The organism is Nocardioides sp. (assembly GCF_051876515.1).
Lineage (GTDB): Bacteria > Actinomycetota > Actinomycetes > Propionibacteriales > Nocardioidaceae > Nocardioides.
Genome location: NZ_JBJEHY010000163.1, coordinates 1 through 23,574 on the forward strand (window position 1 = coordinate 1; position 23,574 = coordinate 23,574).

At 69.9% G+C, this 23,574-nt stretch carries 23 protein-coding genes; 16 read left to right on the forward strand and 7 right to left on the reverse strand.

Features of this window, described 5'->3' with window-relative positions; all coding sequences use genetic code 11:
* Nucleotides 1-57 precede the first annotated feature (57 nt).
* The 4 genes from ACI379_RS12230 (at nucleotide 58) to ACI379_RS12245 (ending at nucleotide 5,059) form a co-directional block, all read left to right on the forward strand.
* Nucleotides 58-1,179 carry a nucleotidyltransferase domain-containing protein gene (locus ACI379_RS12230; protein ID WP_439792367.1) on the forward strand — a complete coding sequence of 374 codons (1,122 nt, stop codon included), beginning with the start codon at nucleotides 58-60 and terminating at the stop codon, nucleotides 1,177-1,179.
* 191 nt (nucleotides 1,180-1,370) lie between these two features.
* Nucleotides 1,371-2,051, forward strand: coding sequence for a right-handed parallel beta-helix repeat-containing protein (locus ACI379_RS12235; protein WP_439792368.1), 681 nt, complete (start codon nucleotides 1,371-1,373; stop codon nucleotides 2,049-2,051).
* Nucleotides 2,052-2,339: 288 nt separating this feature from the next.
* Nucleotides 2,340-4,043: an ABC transporter ATP-binding protein gene (locus ACI379_RS12240; protein WP_439792369.1), complete on the forward strand. Its 1,704-nt coding sequence runs from the start codon at nucleotides 2,340-2,342 to the stop codon at nucleotides 4,041-4,043.
* Complete coding sequence (locus ACI379_RS12245; protein ID WP_439792370.1) at nucleotides 4,043-5,059, forward strand: phosphotransferase family protein; 1,017 nt, start codon at nucleotides 4,043-4,045, stop codon at nucleotides 5,057-5,059. The genes ACI379_RS12240 and ACI379_RS12245 overlap by 1 nt, the downstream gene beginning before the upstream one ends.
* A gap of 35 nt (nucleotides 5,060-5,094) precedes the next feature.
* Here ACI379_RS12245 and ACI379_RS12250 read toward each other — a convergent pair whose 3' ends face one another.
* From ACI379_RS12250 to ACI379_RS12265, 4 genes are all read right to left on the reverse strand, one after another.
* Nucleotides 5,095-6,054, reverse strand: coding sequence for a glycosyltransferase family 2 protein (locus ACI379_RS12250; protein WP_439792371.1), 960 nt, complete (start codon nucleotides 6,052-6,054; stop codon nucleotides 5,095-5,097).
* 29 nt (nucleotides 6,055-6,083) lie between these two features.
* Complete coding sequence (locus ACI379_RS12255; RefSeq protein WP_439792372.1) at nucleotides 6,084-6,929, reverse strand: glycosyltransferase family 2 protein; 846 nt, start codon at nucleotides 6,927-6,929, stop codon at nucleotides 6,084-6,086.
* Nucleotides 6,913-8,022 (reverse strand): polysaccharide pyruvyl transferase family protein, encoded by a 1,110-nt coding sequence (locus ACI379_RS12260; protein ID WP_439792373.1) that lies wholly within the window; start codon nucleotides 8,020-8,022, stop codon nucleotides 6,913-6,915. Before ACI379_RS12260 ends, ACI379_RS12255 begins: the two co-directional genes overlap by 17 nt.
* 332 nt (nucleotides 8,023-8,354) lie before the next feature.
* Complete coding sequence (locus ACI379_RS12265; protein WP_439792374.1) at nucleotides 8,355-8,906, reverse strand: hypothetical protein; 552 nt, start codon at nucleotides 8,904-8,906, stop codon at nucleotides 8,355-8,357.
* A gap of 541 nt (nucleotides 8,907-9,447) precedes the next feature.
* On the opposite strand from ACI379_RS12265, the gene ACI379_RS12270 reads away from it, so the two are divergent.
* Both ACI379_RS12270 and ACI379_RS12275 read left to right on the forward strand, forming a co-directional pair.
* Nucleotides 9,448-10,215, forward strand: a complete 768-nt coding sequence (locus tag ACI379_RS12270; RefSeq protein WP_439792375.1) for a hypothetical protein — start codon at nucleotides 9,448-9,450, stop codon at nucleotides 10,213-10,215.
* 65 nt (nucleotides 10,216-10,280) lie between these two features.
* Nucleotides 10,281-11,738, forward strand: coding sequence for an O-antigen ligase family protein (locus ACI379_RS12275; RefSeq protein ID WP_439792376.1), 1,458 nt, complete (start codon nucleotides 10,281-10,283; stop codon nucleotides 11,736-11,738).
* A 224-nt stretch (nucleotides 11,739-11,962) separates the two neighbouring features.
* On the opposite strand, the gene ACI379_RS12280 is transcribed toward ACI379_RS12275, so the two are convergent.
* The 3 genes from ACI379_RS12280 to ACI379_RS12290 form a co-directional block, all read right to left on the reverse strand.
* Nucleotides 11,963-14,137: a fibronectin type III domain-containing protein gene (locus ACI379_RS12280; protein WP_439792377.1), complete on the reverse strand. Its 2,175-nt coding sequence runs from the start codon at nucleotides 14,135-14,137 to the stop codon at nucleotides 11,963-11,965.
* Nucleotides 14,138-14,222: 85 nt separating this feature from the next.
* Entirely contained in the window at nucleotides 14,223-14,888 is a 666-nt protein-coding gene (locus ACI379_RS12285; protein WP_439792378.1) for a CatB-related O-acetyltransferase, read from the reverse strand.
* Nucleotides 14,889-14,890: 2 nt separating this feature from the next.
* Entirely contained in the window at nucleotides 14,891-15,133 is a 243-nt protein-coding gene (locus tag ACI379_RS12290; RefSeq protein WP_439792379.1) for an acyl carrier protein, read from the reverse strand.
* A gap of 171 nt (nucleotides 15,134-15,304) precedes the next feature.
* On the opposite strand from ACI379_RS12290, the gene ACI379_RS12295 reads away from it, so the two are divergent.
* From ACI379_RS12295 to asnB, 10 genes are all read left to right on the forward strand, one after another.
* Entirely contained in the window at nucleotides 15,305-16,834 is a 1,530-nt protein-coding gene (locus ACI379_RS12295; RefSeq protein WP_439792380.1) for a class I adenylate-forming enzyme family protein, read from the forward strand.
* The gene (locus ACI379_RS12300) at nucleotides 16,827-17,660 is read left to right on the forward strand and encodes a hypothetical protein (RefSeq protein ID WP_439792381.1); all 834 of its coding nucleotides are present in this window, start codon (nucleotides 16,827-16,829) and stop codon (nucleotides 17,658-17,660) included. Before ACI379_RS12295 ends, ACI379_RS12300 begins: the two co-directional genes overlap by 8 nt.
* Nucleotides 17,657-18,124: a holo-ACP synthase gene (locus ACI379_RS12305; protein ID WP_439792382.1), complete on the forward strand. Its 468-nt coding sequence runs from the start codon at nucleotides 17,657-17,659 to the stop codon at nucleotides 18,122-18,124. Before ACI379_RS12300 ends, ACI379_RS12305 begins: the two co-directional genes overlap by 4 nt.
* Nucleotides 18,121-18,372 (forward strand): PqqD family protein, encoded by a 252-nt coding sequence (locus ACI379_RS12310; RefSeq protein ID WP_439792383.1) that lies wholly within the window; start codon nucleotides 18,121-18,123, stop codon nucleotides 18,370-18,372. Before ACI379_RS12305 ends, ACI379_RS12310 begins: the two co-directional genes overlap by 4 nt.
* A 116-nt stretch (nucleotides 18,373-18,488) precedes the next feature.
* Nucleotides 18,489-18,668, forward strand: coding sequence for a lasso RiPP family leader peptide-containing protein (locus ACI379_RS12315; protein ID WP_439792384.1), 180 nt, complete (start codon nucleotides 18,489-18,491; stop codon nucleotides 18,666-18,668).
* 167 nt (nucleotides 18,669-18,835) lie between these two features.
* Nucleotides 18,836-19,957, forward strand: coding sequence for an asparagine synthase-related protein (locus ACI379_RS12320; protein ID WP_439792385.1), 1,122 nt, complete (start codon nucleotides 18,836-18,838; stop codon nucleotides 19,955-19,957).
* Nucleotides 19,954-20,397, forward strand: a complete 444-nt coding sequence (locus ACI379_RS12325) for a lasso peptide biosynthesis B2 protein (protein WP_439792386.1) — start codon at nucleotides 19,954-19,956, stop codon at nucleotides 20,395-20,397. The genes ACI379_RS12320 and ACI379_RS12325 overlap by 4 nt, the downstream gene beginning before the upstream one ends.
* Nucleotides 20,394-21,380 (forward strand): hypothetical protein, encoded by a 987-nt coding sequence (locus ACI379_RS12330; protein WP_439792387.1) that lies wholly within the window; start codon nucleotides 20,394-20,396, stop codon nucleotides 21,378-21,380. The genes ACI379_RS12325 and ACI379_RS12330 overlap by 4 nt, the downstream gene beginning before the upstream one ends.
* A complete protein-coding gene (locus ACI379_RS12335) occupies nucleotides 21,374-21,586 on the forward strand; it encodes a hypothetical protein (protein ID WP_439792388.1) in 213 nt (70 codons plus the stop codon). Before ACI379_RS12330 ends, ACI379_RS12335 begins: the two co-directional genes overlap by 7 nt.
* Nucleotides 21,586-23,562 carry an asparagine synthase (glutamine-hydrolyzing) gene (asnB, locus tag ACI379_RS12340; RefSeq protein ID WP_439792389.1) on the forward strand — a complete coding sequence of 659 codons (1,977 nt, stop codon included), beginning with the start codon at nucleotides 21,586-21,588 and terminating at the stop codon, nucleotides 23,560-23,562. The genes ACI379_RS12335 and asnB overlap by 1 nt, the downstream gene beginning before the upstream one ends.
* Nucleotides 23,563-23,574: the final 12 nt, after the last annotated feature.

Below are 23,574 nucleotides of genomic sequence, written 5' to 3' on the forward strand. Positions count from 1 at the left end.
GGTTCATCCAGGGGGAGGGTGGTCATGGTGATCCTGAGGTCGCGGCGGAGCAGGGCCATGCGCGAGGTCTCGTCCGCCCTCGTCGACGTCGTGCGGCAGACGACGCCCCGTCCGTGGGTGGGTGAGGGCCTCCAGGAGGAGTTGGTGGAGGCGGCCCGCTTCCACCGGATCGCTCCCTTGGTCCAGGTCGCCTACCGCGACACCGCACCGGAGGTCGGAGTTCTCTTCCAGCCCGACCGCATGCGTGCCATTGCAACGCATCTCCAGGCGAGCGCCTCGCTCGCCCAATTGATGAGGATCCTGGACGGGGTCGATTGGGTGACGTTCAAAGGGGCGGTGCTGTCCGAGCACGCGCACCCCGTCCCGGGGCTGCGCACCTACAACGATGTGGACGTCCTCGTCGATCCGGCGGACCTTCGCGAGGTGAGCAGGCGGCTGCTCGCCGCCGGATGGCAGGTTGCCGACTACGAGGACATGCTGCGCAACCCGTCCCTGCCCGGGGAGATGCACTGGCTGACGCCCGCGGGCGTCTACGTCGACCTGCACTGGTCCATGATCAACATGGCCGAGCGCCGTAGGCTCTTCCGCATCGTGACCACCGACCTGCTGTCCGGACGGGTCCTGATACCGCTCGGGGCGGACGAGGTCTGGACCCTGGATCCTGCCGACACCATGGTCCACACGTGTCTCCACGCCGCCCTGTCCGGGGCCAACAAGCTCATCTACCTGCTGGACGTGGACCGCCTGGTGCGTCGCGGTGTCGACTGGGCCGAGGTGGCCGGACGTGCCGAGCAGTGGGGTGCCAGCGTACAGGTGGCTCTGGTCCTCGCCCGGTCCCGGCGCGTGCTGGCCACCCCGCTGCCCGAGGACCTGCCCCGCTTGCTGCGCGTGCCAGCGGCGCTGCGGGTGCTGGTCGCCGCCGCTGCCCGGCTGGCGCCGGTGGAGGACGGGCGGGCCAACGCGGGACTCGCCAAGTTCGTCGCGCGCGCCGTGCGCAGCAGCGTCCGGGCGACAGTGGTGGCCGGGGTACGCAACGCCGGCCTGTGGGTCAAGGGTCGCGTCCGGCCCGAGCAGTCCTTTTCCGGAGAACGCCACGGCAGCGACGCCGAGGCGCTGGAGGCGTACCTGTCTGCGGTGGAGCGGACCGCGGCGAGGTCGAAGCAGGGGTGGGTGGCGTGAGAAGGCGACCCGGTCGCGCCCTCCCGGCGGGCGTGTTCGTCCTGGCCACCCTCCTGGCCATCACTGCTTGCTCCGCCGACGATCCGCCGACGGAGCCGACCGAGCAGCTGACCGCAGGGGCGGCCGGTGCCCGCCCCGACGCCGACAGCACTGGCCCACCCTCCGACCTCCAGCTCCGGGCATCGGAGGGCATGACCATCACCGAGGACGGGACCGTCGTGGAGGGACTGCACATCCGCGGCTCGGTCACGGTGGAGGCGGACGACGTGATCATCCGGAACTCACTCATCCAGACGGACACCTCCCTGTACCCCGTGCGCGTCGCGGACGGCGCGGCCAACGTGCTGATCGAGAACGTTGAGATCGACAACATGGGCGGGACCGGCATCGGGATCTTCTTCAACGGGGGCACGGGGCACGTCGTCGGGGCGAACATCCACTCGTCCGAGGACGGGATCCGCATCCAGAGTGACGACGTCGTGATCGAGAGGTCCTACATCCACGATCTCCAGCGCCAGTCCGGCGGGCACCACGACTGCATCCAGATCCGCAGGGGTGACAACGTCACGATCACAGGCAACACGCTGATGGCCTACGTCGGCTCGTCCGACGATCCGCTGAACGCTGCCATCCAGATCGGCTCGCTCTCCGGCGACGACCGGATCACGAACCTTCGTGTCACCGGGAACTACATGAACGGCGGCAACTTCACGTTCAACGGTGGGGGCCGGGGTGAGATCGAGAGCGCTGTCATCTCCGGCAACCGCTTCGGGCGCGACTACCGGTACGGGGTCATCGGCAACATGGACGGTGACGCGGTCAGCTGGGAGGCCGACAACGTGTGGGACGACACGGGGCGGCCGGCCAGCTGATCACCGGCGCGCAGTCGACGGTCCAGTCCACCTCGACGGATCTCCCAGACTGCTTCCCGAGGAAAACGTCCTCGTCTACCGTGAGCCGGTGGGGGGTGGTCGTCATGCGCGGGGGTGCTGAGGCGTTGCGGCACGGGGCGGTCAGGGCCGTGTGGTGCACCTGGCCGGGGCCGAGCGGTGGCTAGGGGCGCGCCGGGGGCGCCGCCGCCCCCGTCTGGTGGAGTGCGCCTGCTCCGAAGTCTGCCGGCCGCCTGGCGCAGGTTGTCCCCGTTCTTCAGAGGATCACGCGTGTGGCTCGCGCTACTCGTCGGTCTGGCGGTGACAGCCGGTCTGATCGAGGCATCTGTCCTCGCGCTGATCGCGGCCATGGCCGTGTCGCTGTCGGAGGGAGGCGGGAGCACGACCCTGGACGTAGGGCCGCTCACGGCCGAGATGTCCCAGGGCGTGACCTTCGCGGTGGCCATCGCGCTGACGGTCGTGCGGGCGCTTCTCCAGCTCGCCTTGGCGTACCTTCCTGCGCAGATGAGTGCCCGGGTGATGGCGGACCTGCGCACCCAACTGTTCTCCGCCTTCACGGGGAGCAGTTGGCCGACGAAGTCGAAGGAGCGCGACGGGTCTTTCCAGACGCTCATGACGCAGAACGTCACCAACGTCTCCTCGGCCGTCATCGGCCTCGGCAACGGGCTGACGGGCACGATCATGTTCCTGATGATGGTCACCGTCGCGCTGCTGCAGAACGCGGTGGCGGCAGGGGTGCTGGCCGGCGCCGCACTCGTCCTCTTCGTGGCACTGCGCCCGTTGGCGCGGCGGTTGCGCCGCAACGCCCAGAGGCTGAGCAGGGAGGCGATGAGCTTCACCGAGTCGGTGCAGGACATCGTCCTTGTGGCGGAGGAGACCGAGGTCTTCGGTGCCACCCCGTCCTACCGTTCCGGTTTTCTCGAGCAGATCGATGCCGTCAGACGCCCGCACGCACGCACGCGATTCCTCTCCGGCGCCCTGCCCCAGCTGTACCAGAGCGTGGCCCTGGTGATGCTCGTGGTGGCGTTGATCGCGGTCTCGTTGTCGAGCGCGTCGGACCTCGCAGGTCTGGCGGCCGTCATCCTGCTGCTGGTCAGAGCCCTGACCTACGCCCAGCAGATCCAGACAGCGGTGACGGCCATCGACGAGCGGGTCCCCTTCATGGACCAGATCTCTGAGGCGCTCAGCCGGTACCGGGGCAGCCCTCAGCAGGACGGGGTCGAGAAACTGGGCGAGGTGCACACGATCGGGATGCAGGAGGTGTCCTTCGGCTACCGCGAAGGCGTCGACGTGCTGCACGGGGTGACCTTCGCGGTGAACCGGGGCGAGGCGATCGGGATCGTAGGGCCGTCGGGGGCCGGTAAGTCGTCCATCGTCCAGCTCCTGCTGCGGCTGCGTGAGCCGACCTCCGGTGTGGTCGCGGTCAACGGTCGCGACGTGCGGGACATGACGCGGGACTCCTGGCGGCAGGGAGTCGCCTACGTTCCCCAGACGTCGCAGCTGGTCTGGGGGACAGTGCGCGACAACATCCGGTTCAACCGTGAGTGGATCACCGACGAGCAGGTCGAGCAAGCGGCGCGTAGGGCCCACATCCATGACGACGTCATGGGCTGGGCCCGGGGGTACGACACAGAGATCGGCCAGCGCGCGGGTGCGATCTCGGGTGGCCAGCGCCAACGCATCTGTCTGGCCCGCGCTCTGGCCGATCGGCCCCAGGTGCTCGTACTCGACGAACCCACCAGCGCCCTGGACGTGAGGTCCGAGGAGGCGGTGAGCGAGTCCCTGCACGAGCTGAAGCAGGACACGATCCTCGTCCTGGTTGCCCATCGGCTCTCCACCCTGTCGATGTGCGACCGCATCGTGGTGATGCTCGACGGGCGGGTGTCGGACGTCGGCTCGCACGCCGACCTCCTCAGGAGCAGCGACTTCTTCCGGGAGGTCACCGCGATCACCCAGCGACAGGGGCAGCACTGATGTCCCTGGATGCGGCCGCTCGGTCGGCGCTGTGGGCGTTCGGGTACGCCGGAGCCGACGTCGAGGATCTACAGCGGCTGCCGCAGGGCATCAAGAACGTGAACTACCGCGTCGGGGCCGGTGGGCGGGACTGGGTGCTGAAGCGCCATTCCCCCGACGCCGTGTTACGGCTCGCCCGCTCCCAGGCGCTCGAGTCCCGGCTCGCTGAGGCGGGTCTGCCGGTGCCTCGATGGCAGCGCTCGTCGGCGGGAGACTCGCACGTGGCGACCGCCGAGGGGATCTTCACCCTGCATGAGTGGGTGCACGGACACCAGATCTCGATCGCGGAGCGCGACGGTGCCCTGGCCTCGCACCCGCAGCTGGTGGGCGAGCTTGGCACCTTGGTCGGTGACCTGCACCGGGAGGCAGACGGGCTCCTGGATCCGCACACCCCGGCCCCGGACGTGGAGTTCCTGATGTCGGGACCGAGAAGGACGGTGGCCAGCATTCGGCACGGGGCCCCGCACCGGTTCCGCAAGGTGCTGCGCCTTCGAGTCCGACGCTCGAGGTCCGAGCTCGACACCTGGATCGTGGCGTCGCTCCCTGGGCTGTTCAACCAGGCGATGGCCCTGAGCAACCCCGAGATCGTCTCGCGGGTGGAGGCGTCCGACACGGTTTACGCGCACAACGACGTGAACTGGGAGAACGTGGTCCTCGGGCCGCGGTTCGAGCTCCGGGGCCTCCTTGACTTCGACAATGCTGCCGCCATGCCGCGGTGGCTCGACGTGGGTGCTGTTGCCGCAGTCCTCATCGGAGCTCACGAGGAGAGGCTCCAGCGATTCCTGGACGCGTACGTACAGGCAGCCGGCGTCGAGGTGGACAGGGAGGTGGTCCGCGTGGGGATGCGCTGGAAGTGTTTGCGGTCGATCCTCTGGTCTGTCGACGCGTACCTCAGCGGGCGGGTGGCTGATGCCGAGATGGTGTGGACCTGGTGCCGGAGTCTGGAGGAGTGCCTGAAGGGGCTTCCCGAGTCCTGACCGCCGAGGTCGCGGCGGTGCGATGCCAGTCAGGGTCAGAGGACGTGCACTCCCGCCTTCTCAAGGATGGACGGCGTCGGCTCCGGGCAGTCTTGAGTTGGCCCCACCGCGATCAGCGCACGTACGGCGGCGCGGTGAGGCGCCCGGCCAAGGGCTGCGCGTGTCGCCTCGTTGGCGAGAACGGCCGTCCAGTACAGCCGGCTCGGCCACCTTGGATGGCGCTTGCTGTAGAGCCGGGTGCGGTTCACGGCAGCCAAGGCCCACAGGCGAGGGGAGACGGCTTGGTCCCCGCCGTGGTGCAGCACCTCGGCCCCGTCCACGAGCCGCACCCGCATTCCAGCATCGCGGACCCTCAGGAAGTAGTCGGTCTCCTCCGAGTACAGGAAGAACCGTTCGTCCCACTCACCCACAGCGTCGATGGCAGCACGCGTGACCAGCAGAGCCGCCCCCGTGGCCCAGTCAGCGACTGCCCCGTCGCGGTACTCGTCCGGGTCTCCGACGGTTTCTCCGAGGAGTGGGATGCGAGATGCTCGCGTGCCGCCGAGGACTGCTTCGCCCAGCGCCCGGGCGAAGGTGGGCTCACGGCGCAGTGAGTACTGGAGCTGTCGGTCTTCATCGACGATGCGGGGGAGGGCGATGCCGACCGCGGGATCTCGGTCCACCGCAGCCAGAAGCGCGGCGACGCTGCCAGGGGAGGGCACCGTGTCCGGGTTGAGCACGTATGCGGCTCGATTGGGTGGGTGCGCCTTCAGCGCGAGGTTGATGCCGCCCGCGTAGCCCGCGTTGCGTCCTGCAGGGACCAGCGTCGCCCATGGGGCGAGCGTCCGGACGATGTCGGGTGTGCCGTCGCTCGACGCGTTGTCGATGACGACGACCCGACAGCGCGGCACGGACTCAAGGGCAGCGGGCAGGGCTGCGAGGAACGGCTCGATGACGCGGGCACTGTTGTACGTCACGCACGTCACGACCAGGTCTGCCGGCTGGTGCTCGTCCACCACCAGACCCCGGGGTGGGGCGAGTTCGGTCACCACGTCGCTGGTCTCCCAGTGGCGAGACGGAACCTCCGCTGGACGGACTTGGCCCTTCGGCGCCATCCCGAGTACGCCCGCGGGTCCAACGATGCAGTCTGCAGGACGTGGGCGCTGCGGACGAGTTGGGCGGTCCACTGCTCCCTGGTCGTCACCCCGTTCGCCTTGGCAGACAAGGGCATGCGTGCGAGGAGGTCCTCGTCGGTGTGGATGAGTGTGTGAGGTGAGCGTGGGTCGTCCATGTGGTCCTCGGGGACGAACGGGTAGTAGAAGCCGTTGACAGCCCCGCCGCGCGCCAGCCGGAGGCAGTACTGGGTGAACGATTCCTCCTCGCGCAACACCCCGTGCTTCTCCACCAGATCCCGCCGCATCAGGTAGCCGCTTCCTTGCACCCAGAGGTTGCGCATCAAGGAGTGCCCACCGGCGAACGCCTGGATCTTGGCCAACGCCAGATCCGGTCGGAAGTCCTCCTCCGGGTGCCGCCAGCTGCCGATCACCCCGAAGTCCGGGTTGGCGTCGTGGGCGGTCACGAACGTGTCCAGCCAGCCGGGTGCGACCAGGCAGTCGTCGTCCACCTTGGACACGAATCGGGCGTCGGAGCCGGACCACAGCCAGTTGGTCGGCTCCCGCAACCGAACGTTCTCCCGACTGTGGTGGAACCGGGCCACGCGGTCGTCCGAGCTGTAGGTGCGGATCGCCTCCAGGGTCGCCTCGTCGTCACCGTTGTGCCACAGCCACACGCGGTCGTCGGGCCCCAGCGTCTCCAGCAGCCTCGGTAGTGACAAGTGGATGTATCCGACGCTGCGGTACGTGATCATCAGGATGTCAGCACGGTTGCCCACCCCGACCCACCTCCTCGTGTGAGGACGCCTCGCTGGGCCGGATGGCCCGGAAGACGTCTCGGAACTGGTCCCGGGACGCGGCGATCGTCGCCGCCGCTGTCTCGCGGAGGACGAGCCGGGTGGCCTCCCGAGCGTGGAACCCGTCCATCAGCCTCTCCACTGCCTCTGCACCCCCGTGCTCTCGTGCATCGACGACCTGCTCGCCGAGGCCGCACGTGGCGAAGACTCCGCGCGTCTTGTCGCTGTAGGCGTACGCGGTGGAGGGTGTCATGGTCGAGAGGGCGGCGATGGTCGCGTGCATCCGGCTCCCGGTGAACCAGTCGAGTCCGGATATGCACCACTTGACCTCCGCCGCGTCGAGCTCGGGCGGCAGTGCCGTGGTGCACAGGCGTTCGGCGGGGGAGAGGCGCGCGCGGACCGTTGAGATCGCGCGGATGTCGCTCTCGCCCACTGCTCCTGGCATGTGGACGTGGGGGACGAGGACCACGTGAGCGCCTGCCGCCACCAGTTCCCGGACGAGCAGCACCATGGTCTCGAGGTAGTCGCCAGCGATGCCGAACTGTTCGAGCGCCGCCCGATCCGTCAGCAGACCACTGACGTTGACGCCGACGACCGGACTGTCGTCCCTGCCCTCCAGCAGCTCCCGGACCTCATCGGTCGGCTGCCTGGGTTCGAGCGCGAAGGCCACGTCGACGCCCAGACGCAGCCGTGACGGGTCCGCGTCGGGGCCGGCCAACTCGAGGAGCCGGTCGTAGCTCCACTGGTCACGTGCGTACGCCAGGGTCGCTCGCCGGATGATCCGGCCAGCGGTCTCTCGTGCTGCGGCGGTGGCGAACGGCCCGTACGTCTGGGGCAGAAGGATCAGTGGGCGACCAGCGCGCAGCGCTGCGTGTTTGGGTTCCGTGACGATGGTGAACCGGGTCGGCCCGTACAGGTCGGTGAAGCTGTCCCCGGCGCTGAGATCCAGGACCGCGTCCGCTTCCTCGAACCTGCGCGCGACGTGGTTGAAGCGGGGCGCGAGCAGCTGAGCAGCCTTGACCTGGGCCCAGCTCTCAGGACGGTGCCAACGGCGGGACAGGCGGACGCCCACCATCTCCACCGTGCTGTGTGGGTACCGGGAGCCGGCCACGGGGCGGACGCCCCAACCGTCGTCGAGGATGCTCAGACACGATCCGGGGACCTCCCGGTCCACGGCATCTGCCACAGAGCGCCCCAACGCCTCGACCCCGCGGTTCCCGTTCCCGATGGCAGCCCCGGAGAGCAGGACGCGAAGTCCGCCGCGCGCACTCACGGTGGGCCTGGCCGCGGGAATCGGTGAGCGCCGGTCCATGTGGTTCCTCATCGCCGATCGCGCCCACGTGGGTGGAGTTGGGGGAAGGTCATCGGATGCACGTCTCTTCGCTCTTGGTGGTGGCTCGCGGCTGCTCAGGTGCGGATCGCGACGATTGACTTGGTGAGTCCGAGGAAACGCTCCCGAGTGATGCCCGACCCCGGGAAGAGGTGCTGCATCTCGGTGATGCTGACCAGCTCCGTCCACAGAGCCGCGGACGTTGCCTTCTCAAGACTCGGTGAGGGGGAGTGCGCCAGCGGCCAGCTCGCGGCGATCCGGGCGCGCAGCGCCAGCGGGAGGAACTGCATCCCGGGGAAGAGCCAGTGCGGCTCGACGGGAAAGTAGCGGTAAGGCGTCTGGACCCAGTGCCGAGGAGCCAGCGCATGGACGGATGCCGCGAACCGGGCCCGGTTCGCGTGACCCCCCACGTGCTCCAGCACGGAGTTGGAGAACACCAGGTCGAACGGGCCGTCCGCACCGGCCGCGCTCAGCGCTGCCTCGGCGTCGCACGCGTCCCCGTAGACCGGGAACAAGGAGTCGGACGTGGACTCGCCGGGTTCGGTGAGGTTGAGGATGGTCACGTGTGCGGGTCGCACCGGCGCACGTTCCCAGGCCTGCACCGTGCCGCCGAGATCGAGAACCCTCATGTCGGGAAGGTCGGGGAACTGATCCATCGCGAGTTCCCAGCGCCGCCCCCGGAACCGTGAACCGAGCGAACCCGGCCCTTCGACCAACGACCGGCGCACCGTGGTTGCGACACCCATCTCGACACTGCCTCCTGAGGCTGGTGGAGCAACCGCACGGCTCAGTGCGCTGCAAGTGCGCCGGGAGACCACGTTCTCCGGTTCGACCTCGGGCGAAGACCCCAGTCTCCGCGCGCTGTCAGGACACCTCACCCCCCGGCTTACTCGGTGTCCGGACAAAGTGTGCTCTCCTCGCGCTGGTTGTTGTCCAGAGGAGAGTGAAATGGTCTAGCCCGATTTCAGGGTGCGCGATTCAATTTCGCTGGGGAATCCGATGGCATTTCCAGCGTCGTTCGCTCCGGTCGGAGCGTGCCGGAGTTCGCGGCCGGAGAGTGTTGGACACGCTTCTTGCTCAAGTCTCTGGAAAGAGTCATTCGGAAAGCACATACTTGGCTACTCGTGTGCCGCGGTCGGGGAGACCGGCAACGACTTGGGGGATGATTCGATGGACGTGTGGCGCATAACCGTGGCAGCGCTCAGGCGTTGGTACATCCTGTTGCCCCTGCTCGGGGTGACGGTGGCACTGGTACTGGCCGCTGGCAGAGGCGGGCAACCGGAGTACGAGGTGACCGGGGCTTCGATGGTGGTCCCCGGGAGGATCTACGACGAGGTTCCCAACCCCTACGGTGGCCCGTCCGACGCCACGAACGCGGTCGCCATCGTGCTCAACAGCCCGGCGGCCCGCCAGCAGATCGCGGATGAGGGACTGATCCCGACCTACGAGGTGTCCCCGGAGTCGCGGAGCACCATCATCAGGTTCCAGGTGCGGGGCGAGTCGGAGCAGCAGGCCATCGAGACCGGTACGGCGGTCTTCCGGATGGCGGCTGTCGAGCTGCAGGAGCGGCAGAGCGCTGCGGGCATTCGCCTGGCCGCCCAGTACAGCATCGACGTGCTGCAGCAGCCGTCGGTCTCTGCGGCCGTCACCGACGGCAAGCTGCGGAACATGGCGATCGTCGGCGTTCTGGGTGCAGGGCTCTCGCTCGTGGTTGCTGTGTTCTTCGACGACGTGATCGGCCTTCTGCGGTTGCGCCGGCGTCGCAAGCAGGAGAAGGGAACCTCCGAAGGGGACCACTCCGACCCAGCTCGGTTGAACGACCCCGACTCCGATTCGGGACGTGAGACCGAGACCCTCCCTGAGCACGGCACGCGGCCCGGCGCCGAGGACCAGGCACCAACCCTGTCCGAGCAGGGCATGATCAGTCGCCGACGATGAGGGTTCCCAACCGTTGGCGCGTACCTCGCACCGGCTCGGCCCGGTGGAAGCCTGCGCTGCTCAAGGTGCCGGACTTCCTCAAGCGAGCGGCGGCCGAGTGGTTCCCCGTGCTTGTGCGCGAACGTCAACTCACAACGCTTGCGGTCCTGGGAATCTTCCTCGCGCTGCAGTTCCTCATCCCTGCTCGTCTGGTCATCTCCGGGATGGGGGCCGCGGGGCGACCGTCGGTGGCGGTGGGGCTCGGGCTGGCGTTCCTGTGGACGCTGTCAGCCTTTCGGCCCCACCAGCTCCCCTCAGGGCGCCAGCCGGTCAGGTGGGTCATCGGCCTGTTCGTGGCTGCTCAGCTGTTGGGCTACGTGATCGGGTTCGACCGCGGGCCGTCAGCCCTCGAAGCCAGCTCCGCCAACCGTTGGTTGCTGTTCGTCTTCGCCAACGCTGGGCTCGCCCTTGCCGTGGCTGACGGGATCCGCACTCGAGCTGATCTGGACCGGCTGCTCCGCCTGACAGTGGGGTTGGCGTCGGCGATGGCCTTCGTGGGCATCCTGCAGTACCTCCGGATCGTCGACCTCACCCAGTACATCCGGATCCCCGGACTTCGCCTCAACTCCAGCCTCATCGTCGTCGGTTCCCGAGGCACGACTGATCTGGCTCGGGTCGCCGGGACCGCGAGCCACTACATCGAGTTCGGAGTCGTGCTGGCCCTGATCCTGCCCGTCGCCCTGCACTACGCGTTCTTCGCCCCTCCGGGGCGGACCCGGCTCCTCAGGTGGTTGATGGTGGGGACGGTGACGTTCGCGATCCCGCTGTCGATCTCGAGGTCGGCCACTCTGGTGGTCGCGGTCACCTTCCTCCTTCTGGCGACGGTGTGGCCCTGGCGCCACCGCTACAACGTGTTCATGATCAGTCTCGTGGCTCTCGCGGGGTTCAGAGTCCTCAACCCCGGCGTGCTGGGGACGATTCGGTCGCTGTTCACCAATGCGGACCAGGACCCCAGCGTCCAGGATCGGATCTCCCGCACCGACCAGGTCATGCAACTGTGGGAAATGCGGCCGTGGTTCGGCCGTGGTGCTGGCATGGTGATCCCGGAGCAGTACCTGCTCCTGGACAACCAGTTCTTCGGGACGCTCATCGCCGGTGGGATCTTCGGCGTCATCGTGCTCCTGCTCCTGTTTCTGGTCCCGTACGGCATGGCGCGGAGCGTCCGGTTGCGAGGGCAGGATCAAGAGACGCGCCACCTTGCGCAGGCGCTCGCTGTGTCCATGCCTGCAGCGATCCTCGCGTCTGGGACTTTCGACTCCTTCTCCTTCCCCACCTTCGTCGGGGTGATGTTTCTCTACATTGGTGCGATCGGTGCGCTCTGGCGGCTCGATGGCACAACGGTCGAGCGTCCGTTGCAGGCGGGAAACTCCTCGGACCGCTACGTGGCGGCGCCACTCATGGCACGTGGCCGGGGACACGTTGCGCTGGGACCGGACGGGTCTGAGCGGCCTGCCACAGCGGACCAGAAGGCCGCGTCGAGGTAGCGTTCCCGCCCGCCGCGGGGAGGAAGCCCGACTCGGCATGAGACGGCCAGAGCAGGCTCACGGGCGGCCGGTCTCACTCCCGCCGCGGACGTGCGCCCGGCGCCACTGCCGGTGGCGGCCCCAGCGACACCACGAGGCTCGCTACGTCCTCGGCCAGTAGGAAGAGCGCCGCCACGGACGTGCCGTGACGGCGCTTCGCCTGCCCTTGAGCGCGGGAGTGTGGGTCAGCCGAGCGGCACCGTCGTCGCTGTGAGGGTGCTCCCGGCGCCCAGCGGGCTGATGTTCCCGATGCGGTCCTGGGCGAAGAACGAGTAGCTGTACGTCGTGCCCGCCACCAAGCCGGTGTTGGTGACTGTCGTCGCCAGAGCGATGTCCAGCGACACGTTGGAGCCGCTCGTGGGGGTCGGTGGCGGCGTGCTGCCCACGGCGCGGCGCACGATGATCTTCTTGAGCTGGTCGTTGGTCGGGTTCGTCCAGGTCAGCACCAGTGCGTTTGCGCCGCTGGGGGCTGCCGTGGCATTCGTGATGGGTGAGGGGAACGCCACGGGGACCGTGATCGAGATCGGGACACTGGGCCGGCCTTCGGCGTCGAAGGTGAACACGGAGTACGAGTAGCGCTGTCCCACCTCGAGCCCGGTCGGGTCGGTCGCACTCGTGGTCACGGCGCGCCCCAGCGTCACGTCCACGCCGTCGGCAGGCGTGGCTGGTGCGGTCTCGCCGGGAGCGCCCCGCACCACGATGCGGGCGGTGCCGGAGGGGTACTGCCAGGTCAGGTTCACCTTGGCGTTGCTCACGATCGGCGCAGCCAGGTTGGTCACCGGTGCAGGACCAGCGCCCGTCGGCGGCGTCACGGTGCCGCTGGGGCTGGCGCTCACCACGCTGCCGGGCCCCAACGGGCTGATGTTCCCGATGCGGTCCTGGGCGAAGACCGAGTAGCTGTACGTAGTACCGGGGGCCAGCCCCGTGTTGGTCACGCCCTCCGCGATGGCGGTGGCCAAGGTGACGTTGCTGCCGCTGGTCGGTGTGGCGGGTGGGGTGGTTCCCACGGCGCGGCGCACGATGATTTTCTTGAGCTGGTCGTTGGCCGGGTTGGTCCAGGTCAGGTCGAGGCTGGTCGGGCTTGCGACCGTCGCCGCCAGTGAGGTGACGGGTCCGGGGAACGCCACCGGCACGGTGATGCTCGCCGCCCGACTCACGTTGCCGGCCCTGTCCTGCGCGAACACCGAGTACGAGACCCGCTCGCCCACGGACATCCCGGACTCGTCGGTGACGTACTGCTGGAGCGCCCGGGAGAGCGGGACGTCGACCCCGTCGGTGATGGTGGCGGGGGCTTGGTCGCCCGAGCTCTTGCGGACCACGATCTTCGTGACGTCGCGGTCAGAGGGCTGGTCGGGGTAGCCCCAGTTCAGCGTGACCTTGGCACTGGTGACGAGGGACGCCACGAGATTGCGGACGGGGGTGGGAGCCGGGTCATCCGCCAGCACCATGCTGTGCATGGCCTTGGATGAGATCTGAGTGACTCCCGTGATGCCGGTCGGGACGTTCTGGATGCCGTAGTTGCTGTCTCCCCACGTCCGAACGGTGCCGTCGGCCAGGGCCACCAGACTGTGGGTCCCGCCGGCGCTGATCTGCGCGACGGGAGGGAGATCGGCGGGGACGGACGACTGGCCGTACTCGTTGCTGCCCCACGCCACCACGGTCCCGTCGCTTCGGAGCGCCAAGCTGTGGTTCCACCCGGCCGCGATGGCGACGACGTCGTCGAGGCCCGCGGGGACGGACGACTGGCCGTAGGAGTTGTCGCCCCACGCCACCACGGTCCCGTCGCTTCGGAGGGCGAGGTTGTGCCAGCCCCCGCCGTCGATGGCCACCACGTCGTCCAGACCTGCGGGGACGGTGGACTGGCCGTGGCTGTTGCTGCCCCAGGCGGTGACCGTGCCGTCGCCGTGCAGCACGAGGCTGTGGAACCGGCCGCCGGAGATGGCTGCGATGTCGGTGAGGCCCGGGGGGACGTCCGTCTGGCCGTCCGTGTTGAGCCCCCAGACGACGAGTGAGCCGTCACCCCTGAGAGCCATCGTGTGGAAGCCGCCGGCTGCGATCTCGACGACGTCTGCGAGCCCGGTGGGGACCTGCGCCTCCCCGTACGTGTCGTGCCCCCACGACCTAACGGTGCCGTCATCGAGCAGCACGACGCTGTGCGCCGTGACGGAGATCTGCTTCACGTTGGTCATGCCCGCGGGGACCTCCGCCTCACCCCACGTGTTGCGCCCCCAGGCGACGATGGTGTCCTCGCTCTCGGCGTGTGCCGGAGCCGCTGCCATGGTGATGGAGAGCCCCACCACCAGGAGCAGGGAGGCGAGGACGGACAGGGCACGACGGTCCCACGATGACGAGATACGCATGTCAAGATCCCCCAGTCTGGCGGCGCCCAGACCCCAACTGTTGGGGCGCCACTGGGAGCCTAGGACCGTGGCGCCCCGCTCAGAATCACCCGTGTGGGGTATCGCTGTGCTGTGGACCTTCAGCTGCTGCGATGAACGCGCCGATCTCCTCCGACATGATCAGGTCGAGGTGCTGGGTGATCCGCTCGATCGGCCAGTCCCACCACTTGATGCGCAGGAGTGCCTCGACCTGCTCGGGCGGGAACCGGAACCCAGCAACACGGGCCGGATTCCCCGCCACGATGGCGTACGGGGGAACGTCGTGGCGCACCACGCTCCCGGCACCGATGATCGCGCCGGGCCCGATGCTCACGCCGGACAGGATGATGGACTGCGTTCCCAGCCACACGTCGTCGCCGATATGGACGGCCCCCTTCGTGACGGAGGTGTCGTCCGCCAAGTGCCGGTGGGTCTCGTTGAACGGCGGGTACGCCGCGAACCGGTAGGTCGACACGAAGTCGGCGCGGTGCTCGCCGCCGAGGATGATGTGTGTGCCGTACGCGAACGAGCAGAACTGGCCCACCGTCAGTTGAGTCCCCGGGCCCCGGCTCGAGACCGTCAGGTGTCCCCACGAGAACCGGCCGATGTCGTACGCGGCCAGGTCCGGACGCTCGTCGAGTCGGCTGGCCGGCGGCAGCTGCTTGGAAGGGGCTCCTCCGATGCGTCGTGCGAACCGCCCGGCTCTCGAGCGCAGACCCGCGAGCGTCGCCATCGTCAGGCGACGCTCGCGGTCGAGCGCTTGCGCAGCACGAAGTCGGTCAGGTTGTCGACGCTGTCGAGGTTGGTCGGCAGCGTCTCGTCGTCGGCGACGACGATCCCCATGTCGGTCTCCAGGAAGTCGACGATCTCCAGCACACCGGTCGAGTCGACCAGACCGGACTCGAGAAGTGAGTCGGCGTGTCCGGGCATCCGCGCCGCGTCGCCGAACAAGAAGTTCATGACGATGAAGTCACGCACCTGGTCTAGAACTGTCAGCCGTTCTTGCTGCTCAGTCACTTGAGTTCCCCCCGTCATTCAGTCGCGCCGACCGCCGGCGCGACTTTCCCCCATTAGGCTATCGCGGAAGATTGTGCGCCTCGGGCGTGGCTTTGCATAGGGGGAAGTGCAGTGAATTCGCATTCTGCGAATATGGGGGAATTCTTGCTGTCCGCAGGAAAAGCGGACGACATCGCCGTGATCGACGCGTCCGGGCACCACACGTACGCAGACCTGACGAGGGCCGTCGCGCGGCAGAGCCGACAGCTCGAGGAGTGGGGCCTCGCACCGGGGTCGCGGGTGGCGCTCCTCGGCGCGAACTCGCTCTTCTGGGTGGCCAGCTACCTTGCCGTGATGCGCTCGGGACACACGGCCGTTCCCTTCGCCCCGGTGCTCACCAGCGAGGACGTCGTCGCCAAGATGGAGCAGGTCGGCTCCGCCGCGCTGATGGTCGACGAACGGCTCGTACGGCGCCACGCGCCCGTGGTGCAGAGCACGGCACGTGTCCAGACCAGTGCGGCCGTGCGAGAGGCGGTGGCGTCTCCCGAACCGCTCGACCTGCCACCGGCCGCAGCGCCGGCCCCGGCCGCGGTGCTGGTCTTCACCTCGGGCACCACGAGCCGTCCGCGGGCCGTGCACGTGGGACACGACAACCTGCTCGCCAACACCGCCTCGATCGTCGAGTACCTCGCCCTGGCCCGCGACGACCGGATGCTGGTGGTGCTGCCCTTCTCGTACTGCTTCGGCGCCTCGCTGCTCCACACCCACCTCGCGGTCGGCGCCAGCGTCCGGATCTGCGAGACGCAGGCGTTCCCCGAGACCGTCGTCGAGGGCATCGTCGAGGACGGGTGCACCGGTTTCGCCGGCGTTCCCTCCTCGTACCAGCTGCTGCTGCGGGCCAGCTCCTTCGGCACCCGGGAGCTGCCGTCGCTGCGGCACCTCCAGCAGGCCGGAGGCCGGCTCCCCGACGTCCACCTCGAGCGGGTGGCGGCCGCCCAGCCCGGCGCCAGGCTCTTCGTCATGTACGGCCAGACCGAGGCCACCTCGCGGCTGGCCTACCTCCCGCCCGACCGGCTTGCCGACAAGCTGGGCTCGGTGGGGGTGGCGATCCCCGGCGTGACGCTGCGCATCGCCGACCCCGACGGGGGCGACGTGGCCCCGGGCGAGGTCGGGGAGATCCGGGTGCGCGGCGACAACGTCACCCACGGGTACTGGCAGGACCCCGGGGCCACCGCCGAGAAGTTCGTCGACGGGGAGCTGCGCACCGGGGACTTCGGACGGATGGACGAGGAGGGCTTCCTGTACGTCGTGGACCGCCTCGACGACTTCATCAAGTCCTGGGGCTACCGCGTGTCCAGCCACGAGATCGAGGAAGCGGCGCTGGATCTCACCGGGGTGGTGGCCGCGGCCGCCGTCGGGCGGCCCGACGAGGAGGCCGGCGAGGCCGTGGTCCTCTTCGCGTGCGTCGACGACCCGGCCGTGGACGCGGCCGCGATCGAGACCCACCTGCGCGGCCGGCTGGCCAAGCACCTGGTGCCGCACGAGACCCGGGTCGTGGCGGCGCTGCCCCTCAACCCCAACGGAAAAGTGGTCAAGACCGAGCTGCGCGCGTGGGCGCGCGGCGAGGCCGACCGGCAGGCCGACGGCCTCGCGGACGCCCAGGCAGGAGCCCAGCATGCGTAAGTTGATCCTTCTCGTCAGCGGTGCCGTCGGCGCCGGTGCCCTCTTCCTGCTCGGCGCGATCCTCTGGGTCAGCCCGGCCGACGGCGACGCGTACGAGACCCCCGTGGCGAGCACCGACGACCTGCGCGCCGTCGCCGGTCACCGTGTCTTCTTCGCGCACAAGTCCGTCGGCTACAACATCGTCGACGCACTCCCGGGCGTCTACGAGGACGCCGGCCTCGAGGCTCCGAGGCTCGACGAGTCGCGTGAGGCTCCCGCTGGCCCGGCCTTGGTGCACGTGGCCAACGGCGAGAACGGTGACCCCCTGGGCAAGATCGCCGAGTTCGACCGCACCATGCGTGCCGGGATGGCTGATGAGGTCGACGTCGCCGTGCTCAAGCTCTGTTATGTCGACTTCCGCGAAGGAGAGGTGGACGTCGACGAGGTCTTCGCCGCCTACCGCGAGACCCTGGCCGCTCTGTCGCGCGACTACCCCGAGGTCGCCTTCGTCGCGGCCACCTCGCCGCTCACCACCGAGCGTGGCCCGATGGGCAAGGTCCGTGCGGCGCTCGGGCGCGGCGACACCCTGGGCCCGGAGCACAACGTGGTCCGGGAGCGGTTCAACGTGTTGATGCGCGCCGAGTACACCGAGCCCGGCACGCTCTTCGACATCGCCGCGGTGCAGTCGACCGACGCCGACGGGGACAGGGTGGCGTACGAGCGTGACGGTTCCCGCTACTACGCGATGGACAGCACTCTTGCCTCCGACCCCGGCCACCTCAACGCCGCGGGAGGCAGGGTCGCCGCCTCCGCCTTCCTGGCCACGGTCGCGCAGGCGCTGCGGTGAGCACCGGCTCCGTCGTCGGGGTGGGGGTCGACGTCGCGCAGAGTGGACGGTTCGCCCGGCTCCTCGAACGCGGCGCGGCTGGCGTGTGGCGGCACTGGTTCACCGACCGGGAGGCGTCGGCCTGCCAGCGCGCGGCGAGCCCGGCGCAGGCGGCCACGCTCTGCTTCGCGGTCAAGGAGGCCACGTACAAGGCGGTCGGGGCGGAGTTCAGCGGTCCGGTGCGTTGGCGTGACATCGAGGCGCTGTCCACCGGCGGGCGCTGGCAGGTCACGCTCCACGGCGAGGTGGCCCGTACGGCGGCTGCCGCAGGTGTCGCGACGCTGCACGTCTCCACCGGCCGCGCCGGGGACGGTGTCCTGGCCACCGTGCTGGCCGAGCGGGCCACCGGACCGGCCACGGGACCCGCCGCGACCACGACCACCGCCACGACCACCACCACGACCGGGCACGAGGAGGAACGATGAGACTGCGCAGCGACGACCTGGTGCTCAGGGAGATCGACGGCGAGACGGTGCTGCTCGACCTGGTCAGTTCGACCTACTTCGCCACCAACGCCACCGGCACGTTCCTGGTCAACCTGCTCGCCGACGACCGCGAGCGCGACGCCCTGGTGTCGGCACTGGCGGACGAGTTCGAGCTCGACGACGCCACGGCGCAGCACGACACCGACGCGTTCCTCGCCCGCCTGCGGGAGCAGAACCTGCTCGCCTGAGGAGGCGCGCGTGGACGTCCCCCAAATGTGGGAAGTCCATCTAGACCACGGTTGCCGTCGCTTCCCAGAGTCCTACGCTGGTTCGCAGGCAACATCAAGATGTGGGGGATTTGAGAATGAACGCATATGAGTCACCGACTCTCACACGAGTCGGCACGGTGGCGGACCTGACCCAGGGGCAGATCTTCCACCAGGGACAGGACAGCCTGAGCTGGATTCCCATCGTGGGCCCGATCTTCGGCTCCGACCCTCGTCATCCCGGTGGGGGCGGCGGGGGCGGCGGTTTCGGTTCCTGAGCCACGCGGGATGAGGGCGGGAATTGTTCCCGTCCTCATTTCGGCGTGTCCTGACGTCTGGCCCGGTGAGAATGGTCCTCCCGGGCGAAAGTCGGTTCACCGAGATGACGCGTATTCCTGACTCCGGATACTGGTATCCGAATTCATTCGAATTGGCATCCAGCTGGGTGCACGGGCGCATTCCCGCGCCCGACGACGGGGGACGTCACCACGCCACCGCCCGGGAGGCGCTGGAGGCCGCGGTCCTTCCCGCCCTGACCGCCGGGCGCTGCTACGTCGCCTTCTCCGGAGGGCGCGACTCCTCGGCCGTGCTCGCCGTCGCGACCCGAGTGGCGCGCCGCGAGGGCCTGCAGGATCCGGTGCCCCTCACCGAGCTGTACCCGGGCGTCCCGGAGTCCGACGAGTCCAGCTGGCAGCAGCTGGTCGTCGACCACCTGGGACTGCGCGAGTGGCTCCGGCTCGAGTTCCCCGACGGCAACGACCTGCTGGGCCCCGACGCCCTGGACTCCCTGCGTCAGCGGGGGACCATCTGGCCCGCCGCCCTGCACGTGAAGTCGACGGTGCTGCGGCGCCTGGAACCCGGGAGCTCATTGCTCACCGGCGAGGGCGGGGACGAGGTGCTCGGGCGCCGCCGAGGGGCCCAGGTCAGTCGACTGTGGCGCCGTGGCCTGCGCCGGGTACGCCCCGCCGACCTCCGCTCGGCCGCCGCGTGCCTCGCGCCCCCGCCGTACCGCCGCCACCGGGAGCAGGCCCGGTTCGACGCCTCCGCCATGCAACCGTGGCTGCGCCCCGCCGCCCGGGCACGGCACCACCAGTTGCTCGCGGCCGACCTCGCCAGCGAGCCGCTGAGCACACCGGCCTCGTTGCAGTGGCTGCTGACCCGCCGCGCCGCCGCGATGGCGTCGCACAACTACCGCCAGCTCGCCGCGGACCACGACCTGACCCTGCACGAGCCGCTGCTCGACCCCGGCTTCGTCCGCGCGCTCGCCGCGGACGCCGGGACGTGGGGCTTCGCCTCACGCACCGAGGCGATGCGTTCGCTCTTCTCCGACCTGCTGCCCGAGGAGATCCTCGCGCGGCGCTCGAAGGCGTACTTCAACCGGGCCTTCATGGGCGAGGCGACCCGCTCCTTCGCCGAGGAGTGGGACGGGTCGGGTCTCGACGCCGACCTGGTCGACGTGGACCTGCTGCGCGAGGAGTGGCGCTCCGACTTCCCCAGCGCGATCTCGACGCCCTTGCTCCAGGCGGCCTGGCTGGGCAGCACCACTGCCTCCCGGGAGCGTGCGTGAGCACCGGGGGAGGGGTGAGGATCCACGGGGTCGGGCCGGCCGACTTGGTGCGCACGGCTGCCGCCCTCGCGCTGGCCGTGGTCGTGGAGGTGGGCCTGCGCACCCTGCGGCTGCCGCGGCTCTCGGCGATCCTCGGCGTCCCGCTCGACACGCTGCCCGCGACGACCATGGAGCGTACGGAGCCGGTCGTCGTCCCGCGGTGGGCCAGACGGCGGCTCGCCGCCACCCGCCGCGCGCTGAAGTACTGGCCGTTCGGCGACAGCTGCCTGCGCCTCGCGCTCGTCGGAGGGTGCCTGGTGCGCCGCCTCGACCCGACGCTGCGGATCGGGGTCGCCAAGCACGACGGTGAGATCAAGGCCCACGCGTGGCTGGAGATCGAGGGTCTCAGCCTCGACCCCGGCGCGGCCGACTTCGCCCCCGTCGAGAGGGTCGGGCCATGAGCGGCGGCTGCCGGCTGCACGGCCTCGACGTGCTCAGCGACCTCGACCTGCACACGCCGCGCCCGATGGCGGGGGAGCGGCCCGACGTGCGGGTGCTCCTCGGCACACCGATCCGGTCCACCCGCGAGGTCCCGCCCGGCGAGCTGGCGGTGCAGTGGAGCATCCCCACGGGGCAGCGCGCGAGCTTCGTCCGTCGCGACGACGGCAGCCACCTGCTGCGCTTCGAGGAGACGTGCGACGTCGTCGTCGACGCGCTGGCCAGCGAGGTCACCGTGCACCTGGTCGACGGTGTCGACGAGGACATGGGGGCGGTCCTGGTCGCGGGCACCGTCCTGTCGTACGTGCTGATGCTGCGCGGGGCCCTCGTCCTGCACGCCAGCGCCGTCGAGGTGGGTGACCGCGTGATCGGCTTCGTCGGCTCCTCGGGGATGGGCAAGACCACCCTGGCCACCCTGCTGTGCCGTGACGGGGGCCGGCTCGTCACCGACGACGTGCTGCACGTCAGCGCGTCGGACGACGGTTTCTACGCGTGCCACCTGGGCGCCACCGAGGTACGCCTGCGCACGGCCGCCGCCGGCCTCAGCGACGACTTCGGCGCGGGTGCGGCGCACCGCTCGACCGCGGACGAGAGACGTGCGCTGACGGTCCCCGCCGCGACCGCCGACGGCGTACGGCTGGGTGCCCTGCTCGTCCCACGCCCCCGGCGCGACACCACCGAGCTGACCCTGACGCCGGTCCCGGCGGCCGCGGCCGCGCTGGCGCTGCTCAGCTTCCCGCGCATCCTGGGCGTGCGCGACCAGCGCCTGCTGGCGGGTCAGTTCGCCCAGATGAGCGAGCTCGCCCGGCACGTCCCGGTGCTCGTCGCGGACGTCCCGTGGGGGCCACCCTTCCCCACCGACCTGTCCCCGCGTCTGCTGGCGGCGCTGGAGGAGACCGTGACGGTGGACGCCCAGGCCCTGTCGCAGCAGGAGGCGCCGTGCTGAACGACCCGAGCCGCGTGCGCGACGTCCTTGCCGAGTGCGCAGAGATCCCGCACGAGGCCGATCAGGACCTCGCGGCGCTGGCCGTCGCGATCCACCTCGAGGACGCCCTGGACCTGACGCTCCCCGCGGAGCTGCTCTCCCACGAGCACCTCGTGGGAGCCGACGCGCTGGCGCGTACGGTCCGTCGGCTCACGGGGGAGGCCTGATGTGCGGCATCGCGGGGATCCACTCACCCGGCGCACGCCCCGACGCCGACCTGCTCCTCGACATGATGGCCACCCTCGGCCACCGGGGCCCGGACGGCAGCGGCTGGTACCGCGACGAGACGGTCGCGCTCGGCCACACCCGGCTGGCGATCATCGACCCGTCGGCCGGGGTGCAGCCGATGTGCGGCGAGCGTGAGGAGGTCTGGGTCACCTTCAACGGCGAGATCTTCAACTACGTCGAGCTGCGCGCCCAGCTGCGCGACCGGGGGCACGAGTTCCGCACCCACAGCGACACCGAGGTCATCGTCCACGCCTGGGAGGAGTGGGGGCCGGGCTGCTTCGAGCGCTTCAACGGCCAGTGGGCGCTCGCGATCTGGGACCGCCGCACCCGCGAGCTGGTCCTGTCGCGCGACCGGCTGGGCGTGCGACCCCTCCACCACGTCCGCGTGGGCGACCGGCTGCTGTTCGCCTCGGAGGTCAAGGCGCTGTTCCGGGACCCGCAGGTGCCGCGCGCCTTCGACCCGGTCGGCCTCGAGGAGGTCCTGACCTTCTGGTCGACGGTGGCCCCCCGGACGGTCTTCGCCGGCGTGGCGCAGGTGCGCCCCGGCACGTACGTGGTCTTCCGCGACGGTGCCCCGGGCGTGAGCCACACCTACTTCGAGCCCACCTTCCCCGAGCGCGGGCAGGGCAGCCCAGGCGACCTCGACGCGCACGCCGCCGGTCTGCGCGAGGCCGTCATCGAGGCCACCCGCCTGCGCTTCGAGCGCAGTGACGTACCCGTCGGGGCGTACCTGTCGGGGGGCATCGACTCCGCCGTCACGGCGGCTGTCATCAGGTCCTTCACCGACGCCGACCTGCACACGTTCTCGCTGCGGTTCGCCGACGCCGAGTACGACGAGGGCGACCACCAGGCGTTGATGACGCGTCGGCTCGGCACCACCCACCGCGACATCGTCGTCTCCCACCGCGACATCGGCGTGGTGTTCCCCGAGGTGGTCCGGCACGCCGAGACACCGCTGCTGCGCACCGCGCCGGCGCCGATGTACCTGCTCTCCCGGCTGGTGCGGGACAGCGGCTACAAGGTGGTCGTGACCGGCGAGGGTTCCGACGAGGTCCTCGCCGGATACGACATCTTCCGCGAGGCCAAGGTCCGGGAGTTCTGGGCGCGCGACCCGGGATCGGGGCTGCGGGCCCGTGCGGTCGAGCTGCTCTACCCGTGGCTGGGGCGCAACCCCAACCAGGCGCCGGCCTTCGCCCAGTCCTTCTTCGGGCGCAACCTCGACGCGGACGACCCGGCGCTGTCGCACCGCCCACGCTGGGACTCCACGGGCGCGCTGACGGCGATGCTGAGCGACGACGTGGTCACCACCGGACGGGCCGCCGAGGAGCTGGTGGACCGGATGCCGGCCGAGGCGGCGGGCTGGGACGGCCTGTCCCGCGCCCAGTGGCTGGAGATGACGACCCTGCTGCCCGGCTACATCCTCGCCTCCCAGGGCGACCGGATGCTGATGGCGAACTCGATCGAGGGCCGCTTCCCCTTCCTCGACGCCGAGGTCCTCGCGTACGCCGGAAGGTTGCCGGCACGGCACAAGCTGCTCGGGCTCGACGAGAAGCACCTGCTCAAGCGGGCCTTCGCCGACCTCGTTCCCGAGGAGATCCGGAGCCGGCCCAAGCAGCCGTACCGGGCGCCGGACGCGTCCGGCTTCGTCGGGGAGGACGCCCCCGACTGGGTGGGCGAGGTGACCTCGCCCGAGGCGGTGCTCGAGGCCGGCGTCTTCAAGCCGGCCGTCGTCGACGGCCTCCTGGCCAAGTCCCGCCGGTCGCGGGGCCGAGCCCTGTCCAACACCGACAGCATGCGGCTGGCCGCCGTGCTGTCGGTGCAGCTCCTGCACCACCAGTTCCTCGGGCGCGAGGCCGCCAGCAGCCCGGCTCGCCCGCCGACACCCACGACCGTCATGGACGCGGTCACCCTGTAGGAGGAGAACACC

Coding starts and splice junctions, on each gene's coding strand:
- ACI379_RS12330 (WP_439792387.1), top strand. CDS start 20,394: ATGAGCGGCGGCTGCCGGCTGCACGGCCTCGACGTGCTCAGCGACCTC.
- ACI379_RS12295 (WP_439792380.1), top strand. CDS start 15,305: ATGGGGGAATTCTTGCTGTCCGCAGGAAAAGCGGACGACATCGCCGTG.
- ACI379_RS12235 (WP_439792368.1), top strand. CDS start 1,371: ATGACCATCACCGAGGACGGGACCGTCGTGGAGGGACTGCACATCCGC.
- asnB (WP_439792389.1), top strand. CDS start 21,586: ATGTGCGGCATCGCGGGGATCCACTCACCCGGCGCACGCCCCGACGCC.
- ACI379_RS12270 (WP_439792375.1), top strand. CDS start 9,448: ATGGACGTGTGGCGCATAACCGTGGCAGCGCTCAGGCGTTGGTACATC.
- ACI379_RS12230 (WP_439792367.1), top strand. CDS start 58: ATGCGCGAGGTCTCGTCCGCCCTCGTCGACGTCGTGCGGCAGACGACG.
- ACI379_RS12265 (WP_439792374.1), bottom strand. CDS start 8,906: ATGAGGGTTCTCGATCTCGGCGGCACGGTGCAGGCCTGGGAACGTGCG.
- ACI379_RS12310 (WP_439792383.1), top strand. CDS start 18,121: ATGAGACTGCGCAGCGACGACCTGGTGCTCAGGGAGATCGACGGCGAG.
- ACI379_RS12285 (WP_439792378.1), bottom strand. CDS start 14,888: ATGGCGACGCTCGCGGGTCTGCGCTCGAGAGCCGGGCGGTTCGCACGA.
- ACI379_RS12300 (WP_439792381.1), top strand. CDS start 16,827: ATGCGTAAGTTGATCCTTCTCGTCAGCGGTGCCGTCGGCGCCGGTGCC.
- ACI379_RS12245 (WP_439792370.1), top strand. CDS start 4,043: ATGTCCCTGGATGCGGCCGCTCGGTCGGCGCTGTGGGCGTTCGGGTAC.
- ACI379_RS12315 (WP_439792384.1), top strand. CDS start 18,489: ATGAACGCATATGAGTCACCGACTCTCACACGAGTCGGCACGGTGGCG.
- ACI379_RS12260 (WP_439792373.1), bottom strand. CDS start 8,022: ATGGTGGGCGTCCGCCTGTCCCGCCGTTGGCACCGTCCTGAGAGCTGG.
- ACI379_RS12280 (WP_439792377.1), bottom strand. CDS start 14,137: ATGCGTATCTCGTCATCGTGGGACCGTCGTGCCCTGTCCGTCCTCGCC.